The 21,671-nt window shown below is 37.8% G+C and carries 20 protein-coding genes and 2 pseudogenes; 8 read left to right on the top strand and 14 right to left on the bottom strand.

The window, feature by feature from the left end:
- The first annotated feature begins 52 nt into the window (after positions 1 to 52).
- The 4 genes from pstA (at position 53) to eptA (ending at position 4,531) form a co-directional block, all read left to right on the top strand.
- Positions 53 to 919: a phosphate ABC transporter permease PstA gene (pstA, locus tag FSB73_RS21580; protein WP_225974259.1), complete on the top strand. Its 867-nt coding sequence runs from the start codon at positions 53 to 55 to the stop codon at positions 917 to 919.
- On the top strand, positions 901 to 1,659 hold the full coding sequence (gene pstB, locus FSB73_RS21575; protein WP_146787117.1) for a phosphate ABC transporter ATP-binding protein PstB: 759 nt from the start codon (positions 901 to 903) through the stop codon (positions 1,657 to 1,659). The genes pstA and pstB overlap by 19 nt, the downstream gene beginning before the upstream one ends.
- A 25-nt stretch (positions 1,660 to 1,684) precedes the next feature.
- Positions 1,685 to 2,353 (top strand): phosphate signaling complex protein PhoU, encoded by a 669-nt coding sequence (gene phoU, locus FSB73_RS21570; RefSeq protein WP_146787114.1) that lies wholly within the window; start codon positions 1,685 to 1,687, stop codon positions 2,351 to 2,353.
- Between the two features lie 651 nt (positions 2,354 to 3,004).
- Positions 3,005 to 4,531 carry a phosphoethanolamine--lipid A transferase EptA gene (eptA, locus tag FSB73_RS21565; RefSeq protein ID WP_146788718.1) on the top strand — a complete coding sequence of 509 codons (1,527 nt, stop codon included), beginning with the start codon at positions 3,005 to 3,007 and terminating at the stop codon, positions 4,529 to 4,531.
- A gap of 79 nt (positions 4,532 to 4,610) precedes the next feature.
- Here eptA and FSB73_RS27110 read toward each other — a convergent pair whose 3' ends face one another.
- The 5 genes from FSB73_RS27110 to FSB73_RS21545 form a co-directional block, all read right to left on the bottom strand.
- Positions 4,611 to 5,699: an efflux RND transporter permease subunit gene (locus FSB73_RS27110; RefSeq protein ID WP_262712415.1), complete on the bottom strand. Its 1,089-nt coding sequence runs from the start codon at positions 5,697 to 5,699 to the stop codon at positions 4,611 to 4,613.
- Between the two features lie 50 nt (positions 5,700 to 5,749).
- The gene (locus FSB73_RS27105) at positions 5,750 to 7,636 is read right to left on the bottom strand and encodes an efflux RND transporter permease subunit (protein ID WP_262712414.1); all 1,887 of its coding nucleotides are present in this window, start codon (positions 7,634 to 7,636) and stop codon (positions 5,750 to 5,752) included.
- 90 nt (positions 7,637 to 7,726) lie between these two features.
- Positions 7,727 to 8,680 carry an efflux RND transporter periplasmic adaptor subunit gene (locus tag FSB73_RS21555; RefSeq protein ID WP_146787109.1) on the bottom strand — a complete coding sequence of 318 codons (954 nt, stop codon included), beginning with the start codon at positions 8,678 to 8,680 and terminating at the stop codon, positions 7,727 to 7,729.
- Positions 8,677 to 9,480, bottom strand: a complete 804-nt coding sequence (locus tag FSB73_RS21550) for a TolC family protein (RefSeq protein WP_158639659.1) — start codon at positions 9,478 to 9,480, stop codon at positions 8,677 to 8,679. The genes FSB73_RS21555 and FSB73_RS21550 overlap by 4 nt, the downstream gene beginning before the upstream one ends.
- The gene (locus tag FSB73_RS21545; RefSeq protein WP_146787099.1) at positions 9,462 to 9,920 is read right to left on the bottom strand and encodes a hypothetical protein; all 459 of its coding nucleotides are present in this window, start codon (positions 9,918 to 9,920) and stop codon (positions 9,462 to 9,464) included. The genes FSB73_RS21550 and FSB73_RS21545 overlap by 19 nt, the downstream gene beginning before the upstream one ends.
- A 343-nt stretch (positions 9,921 to 10,263) precedes the next feature.
- Here FSB73_RS21545 and FSB73_RS21540 point away from each other — a divergent pair, with 343 nt between their 5' ends.
- Positions 10,264 to 10,692 (top strand): hypothetical protein, encoded by a 429-nt coding sequence (locus tag FSB73_RS21540; RefSeq protein ID WP_146787095.1) that lies wholly within the window; start codon positions 10,264 to 10,266, stop codon positions 10,690 to 10,692.
- A gap of 724 nt (positions 10,693 to 11,416) precedes the next feature.
- On the opposite strand, the gene FSB73_RS21535 is transcribed toward FSB73_RS21540, so the two are convergent.
- Positions 11,417 to 11,983: a phosphatase PAP2 family protein gene (locus FSB73_RS21535; protein ID WP_158639658.1), complete on the bottom strand. Its 567-nt coding sequence runs from the start codon at positions 11,981 to 11,983 to the stop codon at positions 11,417 to 11,419.
- A gap of 448 nt (positions 11,984 to 12,431) precedes the next feature.
- Here FSB73_RS21535 and tnpA point away from each other — a divergent pair.
- A pseudogene (gene tnpA, locus FSB73_RS21530) lies at positions 12,432 to 12,805 on the top strand (IS200/IS605 family transposase); the annotation flags it as partial.
- Between the two features lie 498 nt (positions 12,806 to 13,303).
- Entirely contained in the window at positions 13,304 to 14,065 is a 762-nt protein-coding gene (locus FSB73_RS21525) for a DDE-type integrase/transposase/recombinase (protein ID WP_146787083.1), read from the top strand.
- A 49-nt stretch (positions 14,066 to 14,114) separates the two neighbouring features.
- Here FSB73_RS21525 and FSB73_RS21520 read toward each other — a convergent pair whose 3' ends face one another.
- The 6 genes from FSB73_RS21520 to tnpB all read right to left on the bottom strand — a co-directional run bounded on the left by FSB73_RS21520 (position 14,115) and on the right by tnpB (position 19,611).
- Positions 14,115 to 15,146 (bottom strand): tyrosine-type recombinase/integrase, encoded by a 1,032-nt coding sequence (locus FSB73_RS21520; protein WP_225974258.1) that lies wholly within the window; start codon positions 15,144 to 15,146, stop codon positions 14,115 to 14,117.
- Positions 15,143 to 16,108: a tyrosine-type recombinase/integrase gene (locus tag FSB73_RS21515; protein WP_146787089.1), complete on the bottom strand. Its 966-nt coding sequence runs from the start codon at positions 16,106 to 16,108 to the stop codon at positions 15,143 to 15,145. The genes FSB73_RS21520 and FSB73_RS21515 overlap by 4 nt, the downstream gene beginning before the upstream one ends.
- Before the next feature lies 1 nt (position 16,109).
- Entirely contained in the window at positions 16,110 to 17,363 is a 1,254-nt protein-coding gene (locus FSB73_RS21510) for a site-specific integrase (protein WP_146787086.1), read from the bottom strand.
- A 100-nt stretch (positions 17,364 to 17,463) separates the two neighbouring features.
- Positions 17,464 to 18,225 carry a DDE-type integrase/transposase/recombinase gene (locus FSB73_RS21505; protein ID WP_146787083.1) on the bottom strand — a complete coding sequence of 254 codons (762 nt, stop codon included), beginning with the start codon at positions 18,223 to 18,225 and terminating at the stop codon, positions 17,464 to 17,466.
- Positions 18,226 to 18,563: 338 nt separating this feature from the next.
- Positions 18,564 to 19,229, bottom strand: a complete 666-nt coding sequence (locus FSB73_RS21500) for a hypothetical protein (protein WP_146787080.1) — start codon at positions 19,227 to 19,229, stop codon at positions 18,564 to 18,566.
- 40 nt (positions 19,230 to 19,269) lie between these two features.
- Positions 19,270 to 19,611 carry an IS66 family insertion sequence element accessory protein TnpB gene (gene tnpB / locus FSB73_RS21495; protein WP_158639657.1) on the bottom strand — a complete coding sequence of 114 codons (342 nt, stop codon included), beginning with the start codon at positions 19,609 to 19,611 and terminating at the stop codon, positions 19,270 to 19,272.
- Positions 19,612 to 19,702: 91 nt separating this feature from the next.
- Between tnpB and FSB73_RS21490 the strand changes: the two are divergent.
- Positions 19,703 to 19,963: pseudogene (locus FSB73_RS21490) on the top strand (tyrosine-type recombinase/integrase); the annotation flags it as partial.
- Positions 19,964 to 19,985: 22 nt separating this feature from the next.
- Here the strand turns inward: FSB73_RS21490 and FSB73_RS21485 are convergent.
- Positions 19,986 to 20,258, bottom strand: coding sequence for an RloB domain-containing protein (locus FSB73_RS21485; protein ID WP_146787071.1), 273 nt, complete (start codon positions 20,256 to 20,258; stop codon positions 19,986 to 19,988).
- Positions 20,251 to 21,567 (bottom strand): AAA family ATPase, encoded by a 1,317-nt coding sequence (locus FSB73_RS21480; protein ID WP_146787068.1) that lies wholly within the window; start codon positions 21,565 to 21,567, stop codon positions 20,251 to 20,253. Before FSB73_RS21480 ends, FSB73_RS21485 begins: the two co-directional genes overlap by 8 nt.
- Between the last annotated feature and the right edge of the window lie 104 nt (positions 21,568 to 21,671).

Raw genomic sequence — 21,671 nt, 5'->3', positions numbered from 1 at the left:
TTTGTGATTAACTTGATTGGTAAAAATATTATTAAAAGGGCGACCCGAAATAATGGATAATTTATCTTATACTATGAATGATCGTTTGAAATTCCGGATCATCAAAAATAAAGCCATGAAGTGGGCGGTGATCCTCTTAACCTTTCTATGTGCCCTTCCGTTGGCCTTTATTTTGGTGTATATCATTAAAGAGGGGATTGCTGCTATTAACTGGGACTTTATAATCCATATACCTAAACCTGTAGGTGAATCTGGGGGTGGTGTTGCTAATGCATTACTTGGTACGGTAATAATCATTGTGGTAGCTACGATTATCGCCGTTCCAATAGGGATTTTATGTGGGGTTTATTTAAGTGAGAATAAAAGTAATAAATTTGCTTCCTGGGTAGGTGTTAGTGTTGATATTTTACAAGGAGTGCCTTCTATCGTTATTGGCATAGTCGCTTATTTTTGGATAGTGCGTCCCATGGGAGGCTTCTCTGCCTTATCCGGCAGTATTGCACTGGCCATTATGATGTTTCCTATTATTATCCGTTCAACAGAAGAAACCCTGAAGTTGATCCCCGATTCCTTGAAAGAGGCCGCATTTGCACTGGGTATGCCCAGGCATAAGGTGATCACTAAAGTGGTCATTCCCTGTGGGTTTAGCGGAATTATATCCGGCGTAATGCTTTCTGTGGCCAGAATTGCCGGGGAAACAGCGCCACTCTTATTTACCGCTTTTGGCAATCCTTTTGTGGAAACCAACTTATTAAAGCCTATGCAAAGCCTGCCTTTGCTGATTTTCAATTATGCTACAAGTTCCTATAAGGACTGGCAGAGCCTCGCCTGGGGTGCTTCGCTGGTTTTATTGGTTTTTGTTCTGGCACTCAATCTTATTACAAAACTGATTACAAGAAAATGGAAAGTACAATTATAAAAGCTGTCAATTATAACGCTTACTTTGGGGACAACCAAGTTGTGAAAAATGTCAGTATGGATATTGCCAGAAATAGTGTGATTGCAGTAATGGGGCCCTCAGGTTGTGGTAAGACAACCTTTCTTAGGGGAATTAACCGGATGCATGAGCTGGTGCCTAGTGCACATGCAAACGGAAAGATCTGGCTGAATGATGAGGATATTTTAGAAATGCACCCTATTGTTGTTCGTTTAAAGATTGGGATGGTGTTTCAACGGCCGAATCCATTTCCAAATTTAAGCATTCATGACAATGTACTAGCGGGTTATAAATTAAATGGAATTAAATTATCCAAATCAGAAAGGGAAAGGATTGTAGAGGAATCACTCACTAAGGTGGCCCTTTGGAAGGAGGTAAAAGATTCTCTGATGAAAAAGGGTACATTTTTGTCTGGTGGGCAGCAACAACGGCTCTGCATCGCAAGAGCTGTGGCGATGCAGCCCGAAGTGCTCTTATTTGATGAACCGACCTCTGCACTCGATCCGATTTCTACGGCCATGGTGGAGGAGCTATTCAAAGAATTAAAAAAGAACTATACACTTATTATAGTGACGCATAATATGCAACAGGCCGCCAGGGTGAGTGATAAGACGGCATTTTTTTATATGGGAGAATTGGTGGAATATGATGAAACAAAATTAATGTTTACCAATCCCACTGATCAGCGCACACAAAATTACATTACCGGTAGATTCAGTTAAGGATCATTTACCTAAATAGCAGCATATGTTACAAATTGAACAAGAAATTAAAAGCCTCAAAGAAGAGCTGGTGAATATGGGTGATTTGGTCAAAGCTCAATTACATAAATCTAAGTTGGCACTTAAAAACTTTGACAAGAACCTGGCCCGGGAAATTGTTATTAAGGAGAGGCGGGTCAATGGTTATGAATTAAAAATAGACCGGGATTGCGAGAATGTCCTGGCACTTCGTACGCCAGTGGCCGTTGATCTGCGTTTTGTATTAGCGGTATTAAAAATCAACAGCAACTTGGAGAGGATTGGTGATATTGCAGAAGGTATCGCTAAATATATTATTCACACAGAGACAAAATTTGCGACAACCTTGCTGGAGCGCTCTAAAGTACTGCAAATGCTGGAAGTCGCTATTTCTATTTTGGAGGATGGGATGGCCTCTTTTGAACATGAAAATACGATTTTGGCTAGAAGTATTTTTTTAAGAGATGAGTTTTTGGATGAAGTGAATTCTCAGGCGATAGATTTTACAAAGGGGTATTTAGTCGAAAAACCCTCAGAAATTGATGAAGTGCTTTATATTCTTTCGATAATCCGTAAATTAGAAAGAGTAGGTGACCATGTGAAAAATATTGCAGAAGAAATTATTTTTTATATTGAGGCAAAGGTGCTCAAACATAATAAGGACCTGCAGCCATAGGAAACCTTGCAAATTAATTTGTTTAAAGTCTGGGCCTGGTTTTTATGCTCTATACTTTTGTATAACGTGGCCAATTGCAAATCCCAAAACCGCACCTTAAAATTCGCTTGCAGATAAGCGGCTTTTTAAGGCGCGGTAAGGATAAGTTCACCGATCTACTCGAAATAATAAATGGCTTTTTTTATGATGATGACCTTGTCTTAACACTTTAGGCCATTGTCCTATTGTATGCATCCTGACCACTAAACGTTTAGGCAATCAATTTTTTTTGATCAGATTGTTTGCGCTTATTTATAAAATAGCAACAATTCCTGGAGAAGAAAAGGCAAGCAAACTGCGTTTTTGCCGCAGGTGTATTAGTTGAAGATAATTTGCAATTCATGCACAAGGATAGGTGGCTCCAGGTCTTTTTCTGCATATTATATGGGCCCTGGACGATTAAGCGTATTATCTTACTTTGACCTCTGCAACCTGATTTGTTTTACTTTTGTGATTTGTTTTGTATCTTGTTGCTGTATTTGTGGGTTGTATATTGTAAATCAAGTAGATAGGTTCAGTATTTGGCTATTTATTTACTGTTTTATTTATCATATACCCATTTACCCGTTTAAAAATATAACTATATTTATGTTAAACAAGGGCCAGGTAAACATGCGTTTTTTAAAAAAACCGGTAAAGCTTCTGCATTTTTCTTTGATCCTAAGTGGACTCAATTTTTTGCTCTTCCACTTCCCTTTTTTCCGCTTTGTATTTGATCATCTTGAGTATAAAAGCCTGAACGGATTTGCCATCATTTCCAGCCTGGTCGTTTTAATGATTGTAGCAAATGCCTTTTGTTTTTATCTGTTACTGTTTGTTTCCCGCTACGTGGGCAAATCGTTGATAATACTGTTTTTTATAGCAAGTTCGCTTTGTGTATATTTTATTAATACTTATGGGGTTATAATAGATGAGAGTATGCTGGGCAATGTTATCAATACAAAATATGAGGAAGCGAGCAGTTTTTTTTCCTTAAAACTGATCCTATATATATTATTGCTGGGCGTAATCCCTAGTATTTACATTATCAAGGCCAAAATAATAAAGGTACCCATTAAAAGATTTCTGGTAACGACCGCACTTACTCTATTATTTATGCTCGTAATGGTCTTTGTAAATGCCAGCAACTGGCTTTGGATTGATAAGAACTCCAAACAATTAGGTGGGCTTGCAATGCCATGGGCTTATACTGTGAACATTCCTCTTTTTTATATTCACAAGGCACAAAAAAATCAAAAAGAAATTTTACTCCCCAATGCAACTATTGAGGATAGTATTAAATCTGTAGTGGTTCTTGTTATAGGCGAATCAGCCAGAAGGCAGGACTTTTCTTTGTATGGTTACCCTAAAAATACCAACCCATATTTATCCAGGACGCCAAATGTATATAGCTATCCAGCCAAATCCGCTGCCACCTATACGACGGCCGGGGTAAAAAGTATATTGGAGCATAAAAAATCCGGCAAATTATATGAAATCCTTCCTAACTATTTATACCGCAATAAGGTAGGCGTCATATGGAGAACCACTAACTGGGGCGAACCTCCTGTTCATATTAAAACCTATCAGAAAAGAAAGGATTTATTACCCCTGTGCAAAGGTCCGGACTGTAGCTACGATGAAATCCTATTAGCTGGCCTAAATGCGCAGATACTGGCTACCCACAAAAATAAAGTATTGGTGGTTTTACACACTAGTACTAGCCACGGACCAACTTATAGTAAGAAGTATCCACCCAGATTTGAGACCTTTAAGCCCGTTTGCAATAGTGTAGAATTAGGTGATTGCTCTCACCAGGAGCTTATTAATGCCTACGATAATACAATTGTCTATACGGATTATATTTTGCATCGGCTCATTGAGGATTTAAAAGGGTTAAAGCAATATAGAACTGCGATGATCTTTGTATCCGATCATGGAGAGTCATTAGGTGAAAACAACCTCTATATGCACGGCTTACCATTGAGTATAGCCCCTAAAGAGCAATATGAAATTCCATTTGTCGTCTGGACATCAGACAGCACAAAACAATTGAAGCCCGTTCAGATGGTTTCCCAAAACTATGTGTTCCATAGTGTTTTAAACTTCTTAGATATACAGAGCCCTATTTATAATTCAGATTTGAGCATTTTTAAATAAAGGTGGTGGAGGTAGAAAAACCAATGGTATTCATGTTGCTTATGTTGTGGGTATCCACCACCTCGGCCATTTAAATAAATTAAGCTTTTTTGAATTTTAGCAGGTTTAATAAAGTTGGCAATACGATTAACAGCAGCGGTAATGCGGCCAAAAAACCACCAATAACAGCGATGGCTAAAGGCTGATGCAATTGAGCGCCAGTTCCAATACCAAGAGCTAATGGTAAAAGCGCAATAATGGCACCGATGGCGGTCATTAACTTGGGGCGCAGACGGGTACTGATCGCATAAATGATTGCGTGGTCTTTGGTCATTGTGTTTATAGAGTCAAGGAACTGGGAATAGGTAAAAATAGCATTTTCCCCTATGATACCGATGATCATGATAATACCTGTATAACTACCCACATTAAGTGGCGTATTTGTCAGATATAAAAACAGGTAACTACCTGCTACTCCCAGAACGGAAACAAGTAAGATGATTAATGCCAGCCGCAGGTCCTTAAATAGAAATAGAATAGTAGTAAAAACCAGTAAACTGGATAAGGCGAGTATGAGCGCTAGCTCCTTAAAGGACTGTTGTTGCTCCGCATAAGCCCCGCCATACTCAATGGTATAACCATTGGGTAAATGAAGCTGGGCTTTAATCTTATTTTGGATCTCGAGCATCGTACTGCCTAGATCTCTGTTATCCAGCCTTGCACTAACAATGCCCATATTTTGTAGATTTTCCCGGTTAAGTTCGGCTACACCCTTGGATAGATCAGCGGTCGCAAATGTGGAGAAGGGCTTCCGCTGTCCATTTGGAAGGAAGATGCTTTCGTTGCGGAGGCTATTTAATGACATATTATTATTATTGGGGTAAACTAACCTAATAGGGGTTAATTGCAAAGGATCAAAGACATTGCCCACAACATTTCCTTCTAAATTGCATTGCAGCTGAAACTGAAAATCAGTCGGCGATATAGCGTACTGTGATAATTTGGTAAAATCAGGGTGCACATTAATTGATGGCCCGGCAACGGTAATGCCATCAAATACGTCGGCCGTCCCCTGCACGCCGTTAACAATAGCTGCTACCTTTTGACTGTAGGTATGTATTACTTTGGGATCCGTGCCGAATATTTTAATTTCTATGGCTTGCGCTGAAGTCATTAAATCTCCTAACATATCGCCGATCACTTGCCCGAAATCCACACGTAAGCCTGGCTGGGAGGCCTCTATTTTTTACGTAATTCATTGATTATCTGATCTGTAGACAAATCTCTTTTATCCTTTAATTGAATTAAATAATCACCCGTATTAGGCTCGGTGATAAAAAAGCCCATTTGTGTGCCTGTTCTACGGCTATAGGCCTGTACATATTTATTAGCGGTAATGATCTTTTCCACCTGTTGGAGCATCTTGTCGGTCTGCTCAAGGGTTGTCCCAGGTGGAGAGCTGTAGTCTAAAACGACACTACCTTCATCCATTTCCGGTAAAAAGCCTGTGGAAAGCTTAGGTAGAACCACAAAAATTGAAAGTATGAGCAAAAGGATAAAGACGAGACTAATAACGGGCCGGGTGATAAAAAAACGAACCCATTTTTTTTCTTTTATTTTATGGGCTTGTAACGTAGCCTTCTTTTTACTTTTAGTTTTTGATAACAGTAAGTAGATAACAGGTAGAAATATCCAGGTGGTAAAAAAGGAGCAAACAAGCGTTATAATCATTGTATTGGTCATAACCTTAAAATATGCTCCAGCTACCCCAGACATGAGCACAAATGGGATAAAAATAACAATGGTGCTGATTGAAGAGCCCAGCATGGCTTTAAACAAGTACCTGATAGCATTCCCTACGAGCGTGTGGGCTGCGTCACCTGGTGATTCTTCGTGGGCGCGCTGAATTTGCTCCACTACGACAATCGCATCATCTATGATCAGACCTATGGAGGCAGCCAAAGCGCCAAGCGTCATAATATTCAGATCCTGGCCTATAAGATATAAAACGATAATAGTCAGGCTTAGCGTTAAAGGAATGGTTAGTAAAAGCGTAATACTTGGTTTGATGGACTTTAAAAAGATAACCGCTACGATAACTGCCAGCAAAAGGCCTATCCATAGACAATCCGTAACACTGTGTACCGCACTACTGACAAAGTCAGCCTGGTTATAATAAGGGGTTATATCAACGCCCTTAGGTAAGGAGGCTTTTAGCTCATCTAATTTTGCCTGCATGGAGGCTGCCAGATCCACAACGTTGGCATTAGGCTGTTTAACAACAGCTATTAAGATGCTTTGCTTTCCGTTCGCATTAATTTTAGTGTACTGTTTTGCCGGGTGAACCAGGACCTCAGCGATATCTTTGAGTTGTATGACTCTATTGCCTGTATTTTTAACGACAATGTCAGCTATTTGTTGCAGACTTGTTAGTTGAGCATCTGTGAGCGTCAGATACATCGTCCGGTAATCCGACATATAACCGTTGGACTGGATGAAATTAGTACTCGCGAAACTTTGCGCAACCTGTTGCGGAGTTATGCCCAGTGCGCTCATTTTGTCCGCATTTAATTGCACCCAATACTCCTTTGTTTGTCCTCCTATAATACGTATATCGCTGGTCCCTTGGACCTGCGATAAAAACGGTTTTACGGTATAAATGGCCAATTCTTTTAACGCTATGGGACTGAGTGTATTACTACTAAGTGCATAACCGATGACAGGTAATATTGAAGGGTTCATTTTCTCGACGCTAATCGTTACGTCCTTAGGTAATTGATTACGAATCTCATTTATTCGGGACTCAATTTGCTGCTTGCTTAGATTGATATCGGCGTTCCAGTCCATATAGGCCGATATCTCACAACTCCCTCTACTGGTGGTGCTTCTTATGGTTGTCAGCTCAGGCACTTGTTTGATCGCATTTTCTAGGGGTCTGGTGACCATGACTGCCATTTGGCTGACAGGTTGCTGGCCGGCATCTACAATAATTTTAATCTTTGGAAAAGTGATTTCCGGAAAAAGGGCCACTTTCATCCTGGAGTAGGTGAAAATACCTGCGATAAGGGTGAGCGCAGCCAAAATGATGACAGGGAACTTATATTGTGCGCGCATAGATGCTTTCATGAGAGCGTTTATTGTTCATGTATAATAGATTGTGAGCTGACTAATTCAAAAAATCGCTGCCTTTATGTAAGGAGATCATTTAAGTAGCCACTAATGTTCAATTCTTATATGCGCCGTATCTGACAGGCCGTATCCACCTTGTGCTACAAATCTATCCGTCACGCTGAGTGCCGGAGCAGATGTGGCAGAGGAGGTGGGTAATGCAGATAAAACTACGCTTGAATCATTTTCAAATATCTTTGTGATAGGCATTTTGACGGCTGTGGAGTCATTCAATAATTTCATGACCCAGAATTGCTGCTGATTTTCATTGGTATAGATACATGTTTTGGGCAGGGTAAATCCAGATATTACATTTGTTATCAATACAACATTTGCCAATAGATTAGAAGGAATATTTCCTGAGGTGGATTTTAAAAAAACTTTTTGCGTTTGGGAAATACTATCCATTTGTTGCATTATCTTTGAGACGACGCCCTGGACCTTTGTATTGTCAGGTAGCTCAATACTGATTTGTTGCTGCATGTGCAGGAGTCCTCTGTACTGGAACGGGAGATTCAAGATAAATCCAAAGCTGTTTTTATCGGTAATACTAGCAAGGATCTCTCCATCCTGTACGTAGTCACCCACCTGGTGGTTGATCATGGTAATATACCCTGCGGTTGTACTTTTGAGCCGGCTGATGCCAGAAAACTTAAAGGAGGAATCCAGGTTGTTAATGGTATTGCCCAGGCTTTCAGATTCTTTAGTTTGCAATACAAAAAGCAATTGCCCCTTTTTAACCTGATCTCCAAGGTGCAGGTCGGTACTTTTAATATAGCCGTTTATATTAGCCTTTATATCCACACTCATCAGGTATTTAGAGAATGCATTTAGCACAATACTGTCCTTAAGTGACTGATAACTGCCAGTGCAAACGCTTACGGGGGTCACTACCAGTTGCTGTGAATCAGCGCCATTAGCACTATCCTCTGTAGCGGAATTGCTACACCCGACAGTCAGAAATGCAAATATGGAGGCGATGACCGGAAATAAATATCTCATTTTAGAATAATATGATGTAATTGATTTAATATTGAAAGCCGGATCATCTGATTTTGGATAACGGCAGATCTTAGGTTTAGGTAATTGTTTATCGATAAAAGGTAATCAGTCATGCGAATATCTCCGGTAGTTAGTTGTTTTTTATTGGCTTGCACCAGGGTCTGCGCATAAATTAATTGTCGTGCCCCCTCATTTATGATAGATTCATATTGATCCAGTTGTTGGGTTAACTGAATAATTTGCTGATTATATTGTTTGTGATAATAATCTGTGTAACCTTTTCTTGTGTTTTCCAATAACTTATTTTGAAGCAGCGAAAGTCGCCTTTGATGGCCATCATACAGCGGTAACGTAAGTGTTAATCCTATACTAGTACCTATATTCTTATAGGCTTGGGATATGAGGGAAGATTGATATCCACCATCCGCAAAAATGCTTATTTTCGGTTTATAATTTAATTTGATAATCTTCGCATCACTGCTGTTTTTTATGCTATCTAGCTTTGAGCCTCGAAAATAGGGTGTGTTTTCAAATGGGGTGAGTGCACTATCTGCTATTAGGGGTTCTTTGAGCACAGTCCATGATGAATCATCAATTCCGCATAAATAATTAAGTGTACCAATATCATTTTGGTAGAGCGCTCTGGCCTTTTGCACAGCTAAGCGCTGGCCCTGTAAAGCCACCTTAAAAGTGAGGTAATCGGTTTGTTTAAAAGTGGCTGCTCGAGTCAGCCTTTGTAGTACCTGGTCTTCATTTTGTAGAAAACTGTCAATTTCAAGGGCTAATAAATATTGTTGCAAGTTGCCGTAACTGGTGATATACTGATCGGTGATTGTCTGTTCCAGTGCTTTTTGGATAAATCTGCTTTATTATTTAATTGTTGTTTTTGAACGGTGAAATTGGAAAGTCTGGTTTGGAGGTTGTTTTTGCCAATAATTTCTTTGCTTAAGGTAACACCACCCACGATGTTTTGTCCATTGGTTATAGCCTTGTCATAGCCCCAACCATCAATAACCGGTGCATATAATAGATTGCTGTTGGCGCTAAATTGGGGCCCGTAGGATGCCTCTAATCTGGCGCTATCCAGCCCAATTGATTTGGCCTGATTTTGCAACTCCAAAAGATTTGGGATATTGTTGCCCGCCATTTTAAGATAATAGTCTAGCCCCTTTGGTTGCGCGATAACTGAGCCGCTAAGCAGGATTGTAAGTAATAATATAGACCCAAAGGCTTTTTTCATTAGACAAAGTTGAAGTCCAAATCTGAAGATATTTTGAATTAATCGAATGATATTTTAGTGATTAAGTGGGCCTTTAAATAGCTACTGATTATTCTTTAACTGAACAATTAAAGAATATTTACCTGGATTGATAGGTAGTGATTTAAAATAGGTGGTTGGAGTAAGGCGTAAAGCGAATAACTAGGGGCAACCTGAACATGAGATGTAGGTAGCAAAAAATAATTTGGAAATAGCGTTGGCCTGTAAGGGTAAGTATATATAAAATTTTGGATCTTTAAGTTCTAATTATCTTCAGTATGGGGTGTTAGATTTGCTATATCTAATAACATTTAAATATTTTAAAATGAAAACAATGATGGGGGCGTCCTTCGTAACGCTAATTGCATCGGCTTTTTTTACCGTAGCCTCAGCGCAAAATACTGCGCCCCAAAAGGTGAAAGATGCCTTTGCCAAAGATCATACTGGCATTATGCATCCAAAATGGGAATTAGAAGATGGTAATTTTGAGGGCAACTGGAAGGTCAATGGGACAGATCACTCAGCACTTTATAGTCCAGCGGGTAAATTTATAATGTCCGAGGCGGATATTGCTGTCAGTAAATTACCCAAGTCAGCGATTGACTATATGGCTAAATCTGCTAAAAAGAAAGTCAAAGAAGCGTCAAAGAATGTGGATGCAGACGGCATTGTAACTTATGAGGCCGATGTTAAAAATATGGCCTATGTTTTTGATGCGAATGGTAAATTTATTAAGACCGTGAAGGGAGATTAATCTTTAAGTATGATTTTGGATCACCGCTGAACAATAGGCTCTATTGCAAGGTTTCATTTTGATTCAATGGTGATCCATACTTTTTTTTAACATGCGAATATAACTGTTTGTATTTGCCTGTTATTGATAAGTTGAATTTGTCGTTAATTCTTTTTGGGAACTATGCTAAAAACCTGTTGTCCTTTGGTTATTATTCTGGTATCGAGTATAGGTGCGAATGTGTATCATTACAACCTTAGAGAAGAAGTGAGGGGTCGTATACCCGCTAAGCATTTGTCCTTTTGTGATAATTATTGAGAACTTACCGAATAAAGATTATGTCTCTGATCTAAAATGCGAATTTTCTATTGAAATTAAAGGGTCATTAAGCCCGCATTTGGATTTCGTTGGGTATGATCCCCAAATATTTTAATGCAACATCAGTAAAGACTCAGTGATGGTTTTTATCTGCAACCATTAGGTGAATCGCTGAGTCGGATCGTGGTAGCGGGCTGAAGCAAACGTTATTCAAATAAGCACAAATCTGAAGTGGCACTAATTAAAAAGGAGATTGCACATAAAGCGGAGAATTCCGTTAATTAATTTGCCACTGCACAGTATCAGCAATATGTAAAAATTAATTTATATATTCACCGATTTCCTAAATGGGTGGCTAAACGGAACTGGTTTAAAAAATATGATTTTATGATGAAGACTAGGGATACCAGAACGGTCGCCCGTTTAGCTATTGATTTGCGTCTCTATTTCTTTTCATGGCTAATTTAGTAGCCGTGTATTGAACAAGTCTAAAGGTGAAAATTGCGATGAGTACACCTAATAATGATCCCAGCCAGACATCTCGAAGAAAATGCTGTCCAAGGTATATTCTTGAATAACCTACAAGTGCCGCAGAGAAGAAACAAAGAACAGTTATGTTCCTGTAACGGTAAAAAGACAGTGAAAGGTAGGAGCCTAGGCAAAAAGCCAAGGCCGTATGCCCAGATGGGAATGCGTATTTGGTATGTAGTTTAATCCAGTGAGCCGTTCTGACAATATGTTCTCCATAACTTGCCAGCGGTCTGGGTAGGTCAAAGGCGTGTTTAAGTATGGAGACAAAAAGTGTATTGAGCAGGATCGCCAATAACACACCAATGAGCACCTCATAGTTCTTTTTCCAAATAAATAGCCCAGCTAATGGAATCAGAATAACGCCATTTCCCAGTATGGTAAAAAAGGTAAAAATGAGATCAGCAGGATAACTCCTAAAATGGTTGATCGCTACGAATGAGCCGTATTTGGTGGTTGATAGCAAGGCAATGAGTAAAGAGATCGCCCAAAAACCGAAAAATAAAAAAAGAGGTTCACTTTTGTTATTTTATTGTTGCTTTTAAAGGCAGTCAATAACGGTGTCAATTTTTTATCATGTATTTGTATTAGAAGGGTGGATCCCCTGGTTAAACCATTTTTTTGTATAAACTGGTCATTTCTGCATAGATATTGGAGCATTCTGAAAATATCTTGAATTTTGGGCCTCACTGTGAAAAATATTTTCAAATTTAACAAATAATCTCCCAAGCCTGGTGGCTTATTTGGGCTTAACAGGTGAAAAAGAACAATTTGTAATTGGTGTAATGGCTAATTACCCATAGCTGTTTTTTTAAAGCCATTGATTGAATGAAAATTTACCCTTTAATTTGGAAGGGTGCGTGAATTGGGAGGGCGAGGCTTTAGCTTCTAAAAATCTATTGTATATTAGAGGGATGGAAGAAAAAGTACGAAAAGGAGGCCATAGCATTAGTGTGCTTCACGTGCATTTGGTTTGGTGCACGAAATATCGTTATGATGTATTACGAGGTGACGTTCAATTGAGACGTCGGGATCTATTACGCCAAACCTGTGATGTGCTGGATGTCAGCATACTAAAGGGAGTTGTATCCAAAGAGCACATCCAACTCCAAGTCAGTTACCCAAGTAGTCTATCTGTCAAGGATTTAGTACGCCGATTAAAAGGTCGCAGCGCCAAGAAATTGTTAGAGGAGTTTCCTTAAGTTAAGACGACGTTACTATGGGGGACACCTTTGGGGGATAGGTTATGGAGCATGGAGTACGGGTGGGCATAACCGATGCTATGACTTAGGAGTACTTAGAACATCACAGAAGCGGCCCCAATGGGGAACAGAATTTTATTCTGGAGTAGCTTACAGTGAGCTTTAGCTTAGGGTTTTCAATCGGCTTTAGCCACTCCTTCTACCTATGGATTTTTAACCCATAGTGTGCGCATTTGCCAATACTGTAATAAGTAAGCAACAATGTACCACTTTATCGCAAATAAGGCGTACCATTTCGGCAATCAGAATTGATCCATTTCGGTATTCTATGTACCAATTTGGTAAGTGAAAAGTACCATTTCAGTAACGAAAAAACCATTTCGGTAATGAGAATTGATCAATTTCGGTAATCAAGATGTACCACTTCGGTATTCCATGTACCACTTCGGTATTCCATGTACCACTTTGGTAATTGAAAAGTGCCATTTCGGTAATTAGGATGTACCATTTCGGTAACGAGAAGCCCTTCGTTTGACATAATCATTTAATAATCAAGATATTTGTGGTTCATCAAAATCACGAATATGAATTTAAAAAAGAAGATTATGTATTACGAAGTCAAACAATTGCGAAAGCAAGAAGTAAGCTTAAGGTCTATAGGTAAGACCTTAGGCATTGACAGGAGGACTGTAAAAAGTATCCTAGCCATGTCCGAAGAGGAGTTTTCTAAATTCCTCAATACTCCAAAAGTCAGAAACAAATTACTTGAACGCTATGAGGATTATGTGGTATCCCGCCTGCGTAAAGCACCAGCAGCTTCGACTGCCCAAGTACATGATTGGCTAAAAGAAAATAAGCCAGACCTTCCCAAGGTAGCCCCCAAGACGGTGTATAATTTTGTTCATTACGTTAGGCAGAAGCATAATATTCCCCTTGTTCAATCAGTTCGAGAAATGATGATGGTTGAGGAATTGCCATATGGCCAGCAGGCTCAGGTAGATTTTGGTGAATATTATATGACTACAAAAGAGGGAAGCCGTAAGAAAGTACGATTCTTTGTAATTGTATTATCGAGGTCTAGAATGAAGTATGTGTATTTTATCGAAGCACCATTTACCGCTAAATCTGCAATTGATGCTCACAACCTTGCATTTGAATATTTAAAGGGGATCCCTCATCTGCTTGTTTATGACCAGGATTCTGTTTTTCTGGTTTCGGAAAATAAGGGAGAACTGATAATGACAAATGAGTTCAGAGGATATGTAGAATCACTTAAATTAATAGTTCACTTCTGTAAGAAATCGGACCCTCAATCTAAGGGATATGTAAAGTTTATTCTTATGTAAAGATATGCACTGAATAAATTGGTTATCAATGCATATCTTACAATTTACTTTACATAATTTTATTGTGGCTCATGTCTTTTAACCATTCCTTTATAGTAAAATCGGTTTCCCATATTGCATCCTCTTTTGGAACAATTTCTTTGCTCGCCGCTTCAATCGCAGCCCTACTTTTCGATGCTGATATTTTAGCATAAATCTCAGTGGTCTGCACACTTGAGTGCCCAAGTAGGTCCCTTATGGTTATTAAATCGACACCATCCTCTAAAAGAGACATTGCAGTAGAATGCCTAATTTTATGTGGACTACAATCCATAGGTATCAGCGAAGGCTCGATATCTCGGGCCAATTTCGCATATTTTGATACGGTGTAATTAATCCCCTGCCTAGTAAACTTGGCTCCTGTATGACTTTTAAAGATAAAATCAGCTAGGTTTTGAGGTTGCAGACATTTATTTTCCATTAAATACTTCTCAAAATATGGGGCCATCTGTTTAATGATTGGTATATGTCTAATTTTTCCATCCTTACCGTGTATAACCAATAATTTGGGGGCATTTATGGATACATCACAACCTCTAATTCCAATCAACTCACTTACTCTTATACCAGTTGTAAACATTAACGAAAGAATTATATAATCACGACGGCCATTGAGGCTATTTTGATTAACCTGGGATAACATCAACTTAATGGCATCTGGTTTTAAATAAGATATATCTCTACCATTATCTTTTTTAAGTTTGATACTCTGGATTTCAAGCATTTCCTTTATAAATTCCGGATATTCATATTTAATGAAAGTTGCAAAACTCTTAAACGCTGCCAGTCTCTGGTTACGAGTCGCTATAGAAACGTTCTTCTTATCCTCCAACCAATTAAGCATAGAAGTTATTGTATTCTTTGTAATATTTATTAATTGAATTTTGCCTGGGTGAATACATTTCACGTTTTCCATAAACTCAACTAATTGGATGAAACTATATCTATATGTTTCAATTGTCTTGTTTGCGCTACTTCGATCATTAATAAGATAATCGTTAAAATAGCGATTTAAAGCTCGAGCGAAATCTGTTACTATCATGGTTTTTCTCCTCCAAATATTTCATTAAGTGTTCTATCGAATTTTTTTTCTAAATATGGATACATACTGACCGCCAATCGCAAATAATGCTCAGTTGCCATTATAGTTTTATGCCCTAAATAGGTTGACAATATAGGTAGAGCGACATACATATCCAATCCCTTATCAATCATTTGCCTAAATGAATTAATAGCAAAAGAATGCCGCCAATCTTGCAATCTGGGCCCCCTTCCGTTAGACATGTATGGAATGTTTGCTTGATGTAGCATTTTAACATGAACCTCATTGATCCAATCACTGGAGAAGTATGTACCTCTATAGTTTCTGAAGATATATCCATTTTCTGGAAGGTCGTAAAATATTTTGTCAGCAAACTCTTTCATTAATCGCAAAAGGCTATCGGACATAACCACATAGCGCTCCTTTGCATTTTTTGTTTCTGAAAGCTTTATTATTCCACTAACTAGATCGACATCTTTTTTCCGGATCATTAAAGTTTCAGTGATACGAGTTCCGCAACAATATAAAATTCTGAAGAGTACCGGAAATTGAATACAATTTTTACGATGTATGCTGCATCTATAACTGTCAACAGCTTTAAAATATCTTTTAATTTCATCTTCCGAATAAATGTGGGGGGTAAAATTTGATTTAGGAGCTTTGATATCCCTGAACTGAAATACATTATAACCATTAAAAAACAAATATTCGAAGAATTTTTTAGTGAAATTTATTCTTTTGTATCTAGATGTTTCTGACTCCCCGTTAAGAGGTACTCTCCAAAGAGCAGCATGTTCTTTAGTAAAAATTATACTTTTAATTTCATTCTTTGTAATAAATTCGTCAAGTATCCTGTAAAACCGAAATTCATTTTCAATAAATTTCACACCGCATTGTTCTCTGTATTGCAAATATTTACATATTAAATCACTGTAAATTGAATGCAGCTCAATATTTTTCATTTTATTTTTTTTTGATGGGGTTATAAAATTCGCTAGTAAGCTGGGGAATAGGAAGACTACAAAGCTTTAATTTTTGTATATCAACAGTCAGATATGTCTTAGTTGATTGGGTATTCTGATGTCCCAATACCGTTTTTATTATGGGAATAGAAATATTTCGCTTTAGCATATTTGAAGCGAGACTATGGCGAAGAGCATGAGGTCCATGTTTTTTGGTTTTCCAGTTCGGGATATTTGCTAATTTCATAGCCTTTGAAACTATCGAATGTATTGTGGGTGATGTAAGCCTATTGCCCTTGTGTGTATTTTCATGATTGACTATTATCACATTATCACCACCATCCGGTCTCCCATATTTTAAATAGTCTATAATGGCATTGCCAACTGATGCCAGTAAAGGAAACTCTACAGGAATCCCGGTTTTTGTTTGAATAATTGAAATGATATTCTTACTCCAGTCAATTTCATCTATTCTGAAAGAAGTAATGTCAGATGCACGCCAACCATACTCAGCAGCCAGAAGCAGAATCAGATAATCTCTTTTTCCTTTTGCTGAGCTTCTGTCAACAGCCTTGATTATTCTTTTGATTTCATCTGCTGTATACGTAGTAGGTAAGTTGCTTCCTAGTGCAACTCTGGGCTCTTTTAAAATTAATGAAGAGTAATCTTTATTTAATATACCATTGTCAAAGCAATATTTAAATATATCTCTAAAGAACACCTTGTAGTGTCGACGGCCGTACCTTGAACAATGTTTCATTAGAAAGTCTTCAAATAGCTCATTAGAAGTATCTTCAATTGATTTTTTATTATTACTTAAGTAAACATCAAAACGAAACATCGCCGTTTTACGATTTGAAATTGAGGTGGCAGCATATTTGCGTATTGTGGCACAATAGTCTAGATACGGGGTAGCTATCTCTCCTAGGATTGTATTAAATTTATATTCTATTCTAGGAGTTCTAATTTCAAAATCTCCAGTCTGTTGTAAAGTTACCAACATACGAACTACACGCAATGTTGTTCGGTAATGATAGGTTGAGCCAGTTTTGCTTAAATGACCACCAATTACTTCATCGCAAAACTTATTGCCTACCTTCTCATTAAAATTATTAATTTTGTTCTTATTACACCACTCTAAAACTTGTCTGCATACCTTACGATATCTCCATTGTACGCATTGACCGTAATTTCTGAGGTCGAGCTCATTATAATACTCTGACACCAGTTCTTTGATTTTAAGATTTTGATTCATAATTTATATGTTTTAATAAAATATGATCTAAGTTCCTAAATAATTATGTAAAGTAAATTGTAAGATATGCATTGATAACCAATTTATTCAGTGCATATCTTTACATAAGAATAAACTTTACATATCCCTTAGATTGAGGGTCCGATTTCTTACAGAAGTGAACTATTAATTTAAGTGATTCTACATATCCTCTGAACTCATTTGTCATTATCAGTTCTCCCTTATTTTCCGAAACCAGAAAAACAGAATCCTGGTCATAAACAAGCAGATGAGGGATCCCCTTTAAATATTCAAATGCAAGGTTGTGAGCATCAATTGCAGATTTAGCGGTAAATGGTGCTTCGATAAAATACACATACTTCATTCTAGACCTCGATAATACAATTACAAAGAATCGTACTTTCTTACGGCTTCCCTCTTTTGTAGTCATATAATATTCACCAAAATCTACCTGAGCCTGCTGGCCATATGGCAATTCCTCAACCATCATCATTTCTCGAACTGATTGAACAAGGGGAATATTATGCTTCTGCCTAACGTAATGAACAAAATTATACACCGTCTTGGGGGCTACCTTGGGAAGGTCTGGCTTATTTTCTTTTAGCCAATCATGTACTTGGGCAGTCGAAGCTGCTGGTGCTTTACGCAGGCGGGATACCACATAATCCTCATAGCGTTCAAGTAATTTGTTTCTGACTTTTGGAGTATTGAGGAATTTAGAAAACTCCTCTTCGGACATGGCTAGGATACTTTTTACAGTCCTCCTGTCAATGCCTAAGGTCTTACCTATAGACCTTAAGCTTACTTCTTGCTTTCGCAATTGTTTGACTTCGTAATACATAATCTTCTTTTTTAAATTCATATTCGTGATTTTGATGAACCACAAATATCTTGATTATTAAATGATTATGTCAAACGAAGGGCTTCTCGTTACCGAAATGGTACATCCTAATTACCGAAATGGCACTTTTCAATTACCAAAGTGGTACATGGAATACCGAAGTGGTACATCTTGATTACCGAAATTGATCAATTCTCATTACCGAAATGGTTTTTTCGTTACTGAAATGGTACTTTTCACTTACCAAATTGGTACATAGAATACCGAAATGGTACATGTTAATTACCGAAATGGATCAATTCTGATTGCCGAAATGGTACGCCTTATTTGCGATAAAGTGGTACATTGTTGCTTACTTATTACAACTTATCAACTATTAAGGAAGCCAAAAGAGAAGGACCCGCAGATATTCTATCGATGGGACGCTGCAAGGCTGGAGCCTGATGGAATGTTTTGACGCCAGTCTCTTCGTCTTTTATAATATATTTATTACGAAAATGCGTTTCCACCCATAAAGTTGCGGGCGTATAATGAAGTACCTCTGTTTTGTCATGGCCGACCAGTGTTGCCTTACTTAAATCGATACCTTTGGGATCTTCATAAGTGTATCTGCGAAGCAAATGCTCTCCGAATGCTTGTCTGCCAGTTGGCTTGTAAGTAGTTTTCTTTTTCTTTTTCCCAGCCCCAGCCTCAATCTTCTCTTCAATTTCTTTTTCTCGTGCTTCGATTTCAGCTGCAATCCCCGCAAAATCTTCCCTGAGGCGTGCTTCAGTTGCAGCATCAAACATATCAATCACTTTGCCATGCTCTGTAGACTGCTCGGTAATGACGCTTGACCTTTCTGATTTAGACTGAAATACCATTCTCTTGAGATTGTCATAATGAAACTCCATCATAGCATGCTTGGTTTGCAACTCCTTGTAAGCCTCCTCTGCAGCAGCTCTTGCAAGCTGCTCTTTTTCCAAAGAGTCCTTCAAGGATTCAATCTCCTTTCGCAATGCATGTATGATTAGATCTTTATTCATTCAGTGCAAATATACATCATATTAGTATGAATACAAAATATTATCCAACATTTTTTAAATAAAAACGATTTTTTTTCTTGAATTTATCTACAACGATTCCACTTAGCATCAATTGAAGTTGAAATGCCTCAATCTCACCGCTAGCGGGGACTTCAAAAGTTCCTTTGGTGAGTTTCTTATGGTACAATTCAAATCCATCATCACAATACCGAAGTAACTTACATTGATTTTTACGACGATTGATAAAAATGAAAATATCTCCAGAGAGCAGATTTGCATCCATGTGATTATTAACTAAGCCGCCCAGTCCATTGAAGCTCATTCTCATATTGCAAAATTCCTGATAAACAAAATAACGACAAGAATTTGTTAGTGCGATCATACCCATAATTTTTATTAGGGCACTAAAGTAGGATGGGATTAGAAAACTACAATGACGGTCCGCGTCGAATGCTTACAAGGCTAACAAGGAATGTCGTGAAGTTCCGATTCACATGCATTGCCACCAAATAAGACACTCATCTGCAATCCACTGGCTCCAGGATAATATTAATATCGCACAAATATCCCAGTATCTAGGCCACGAAAGCATTGAAACTACAAGAATATATCTGGGTATCAGCAGAGAAGAGCTGGAACGAGCACTGGCAAAACGAGAAGTGCTTATAGGAAATCCAGAGAAAAAATACAAAAACATCAATGGAGGGCTGAGAAGTTATATTGGCAGAAAATAGAAAAATGTTATTCCGAATTTTATTAGCAATATGCCTTGTATATCAGTTGTATAGTGATATTATTCGGAATAATAAATAATTCGGCATAACCATCCTCAACAAGTTGTATCGCAGTATTGAGGGGCTTTTTGTAAGAACCTCCTTTTGAAGACTTGCTAGGTAGTTCCGGTTTGATGAGAACGTCTTTAATTCGTTCTAACTCCTTTAGTTGCTCAAAGTAAATCTTCTCGGTAACACCATCACCGACTACTGCAACCCTTCGTTTGAAATTTCGTTTTTTATCGCGCCTAGCCATTATTATCAGTTAAAAAGATGTTACCAAATTCAGGTTTTGCTCCCAATTTTCCGGTTTTATAAGAATTGATTATGGAAGAATTTTTTCTAATGGTAGAAGTATCAAAATCCGATAAAGAGAACAATTCTGTAGCTCCATCATCTTTTTTCTGTGTAAACCAAATGGCATCGTTGCGCAGTATTTCTCGTTCTTCCAACAGAAATAAATTATGTGTGGTAGTAATCATTTGTGATTTTTCGGCGTTAGCCAAAAATAACAAAAGGAAATGTTTCATCAGATCGGGGTGGAGAGAAGTTTCCAGTTCATCAATAGATACAACTTTATCGTCTTTAATAATAGTGGATAAAATTCCACTCATGCCATAATATCTTAAGGTTCCTCTGGACTCCTGTTCTCTGGGTAAACTATGTGTGCTTTCTTTGCCTTTCTTATCTCTGACTTGATGTTTAAAAATAAGGTCAACGGTTTTGATACTTTTTGTTTTTGATAAATCTTTCATTTCATCAGATGGTAAAATGGAAGATAGTCGGGAAAGCATTTTGTTGTCCAAATTTCGTTCTGTTTTGTTTACATCAATACCGCTGATTTGAATGTCGGCTTTTTTGATAATTTCAATAATAGATTCTTTGAATGAAACATCTTCATCTACTTTTTTTGTTGTCCAACCAGTCAAGTCTGTTCTTGGTTCTATTTCACTCATCAATGTTTCCCGGAACCAATGAATCACTTGTTGTAGCTCAGGAATATGTACATTGGTTTTGTTGAATGCTCCAATTACAGTCGTATTCCAGATCGTATTTCCTTCAATCAAATCAATATCTTTAACGCTTGCTTTTACTGTACTACCGAATGTTACTTTAGAAAGTTGGTTTTCTATATCAGTTTCTCTTAAATACAAGTCTGCCATTCTTCCTCTAGGAGCGTATTTTAAACTCTCCTTAACTATATAGTTCTTTGTGAACTCGACTTCATAGTTATACCTCACCTTTTTTGTTACGAAGCTTAATTTTAGTATAGAGTTTTTTTTCTTTGACTTGGTATCAAATAAGAAGGGCTCAAAGTCTAAGGATTCAAATTTTGCTTTAACTGGATAAATGCTTAAGTCTCTTAAAAACTCCAACGCTTTTAAAAAGGTGGATTTGCCCGAAGCGTTAGGGCCATATATTATTAATAATTTTAATAGTTTTAGTCCCACGATTGGTTCCACAACATAATAGTCATTTAGGCTGTCATCGGCGGTTGCTTCAAAAGAAATTACCTGTTCGTCACGTATAGGGCCAAAGTTGGTCACAGAAAAATCTACTATCATCGGTATACATTAAATCGATTGTAAAATGCGAAAATACTATATAAAATTGATTAAATAAAATATTAACTATTAAAAATGATATAATTTTGCAAAAAATGATACTA

The sequence above is a fragment of the Arachidicoccus ginsenosidivorans genome (assembly GCF_007971385.1).
Taxonomy (GTDB): domain Bacteria; phylum Bacteroidota; class Bacteroidia; order Chitinophagales; family Chitinophagaceae; genus Arachidicoccus; species Arachidicoccus ginsenosidivorans.
Note: the sequence above shows the minus strand (reverse complement) of the source record. Positions and strands in the feature narration are given on the sequence as shown.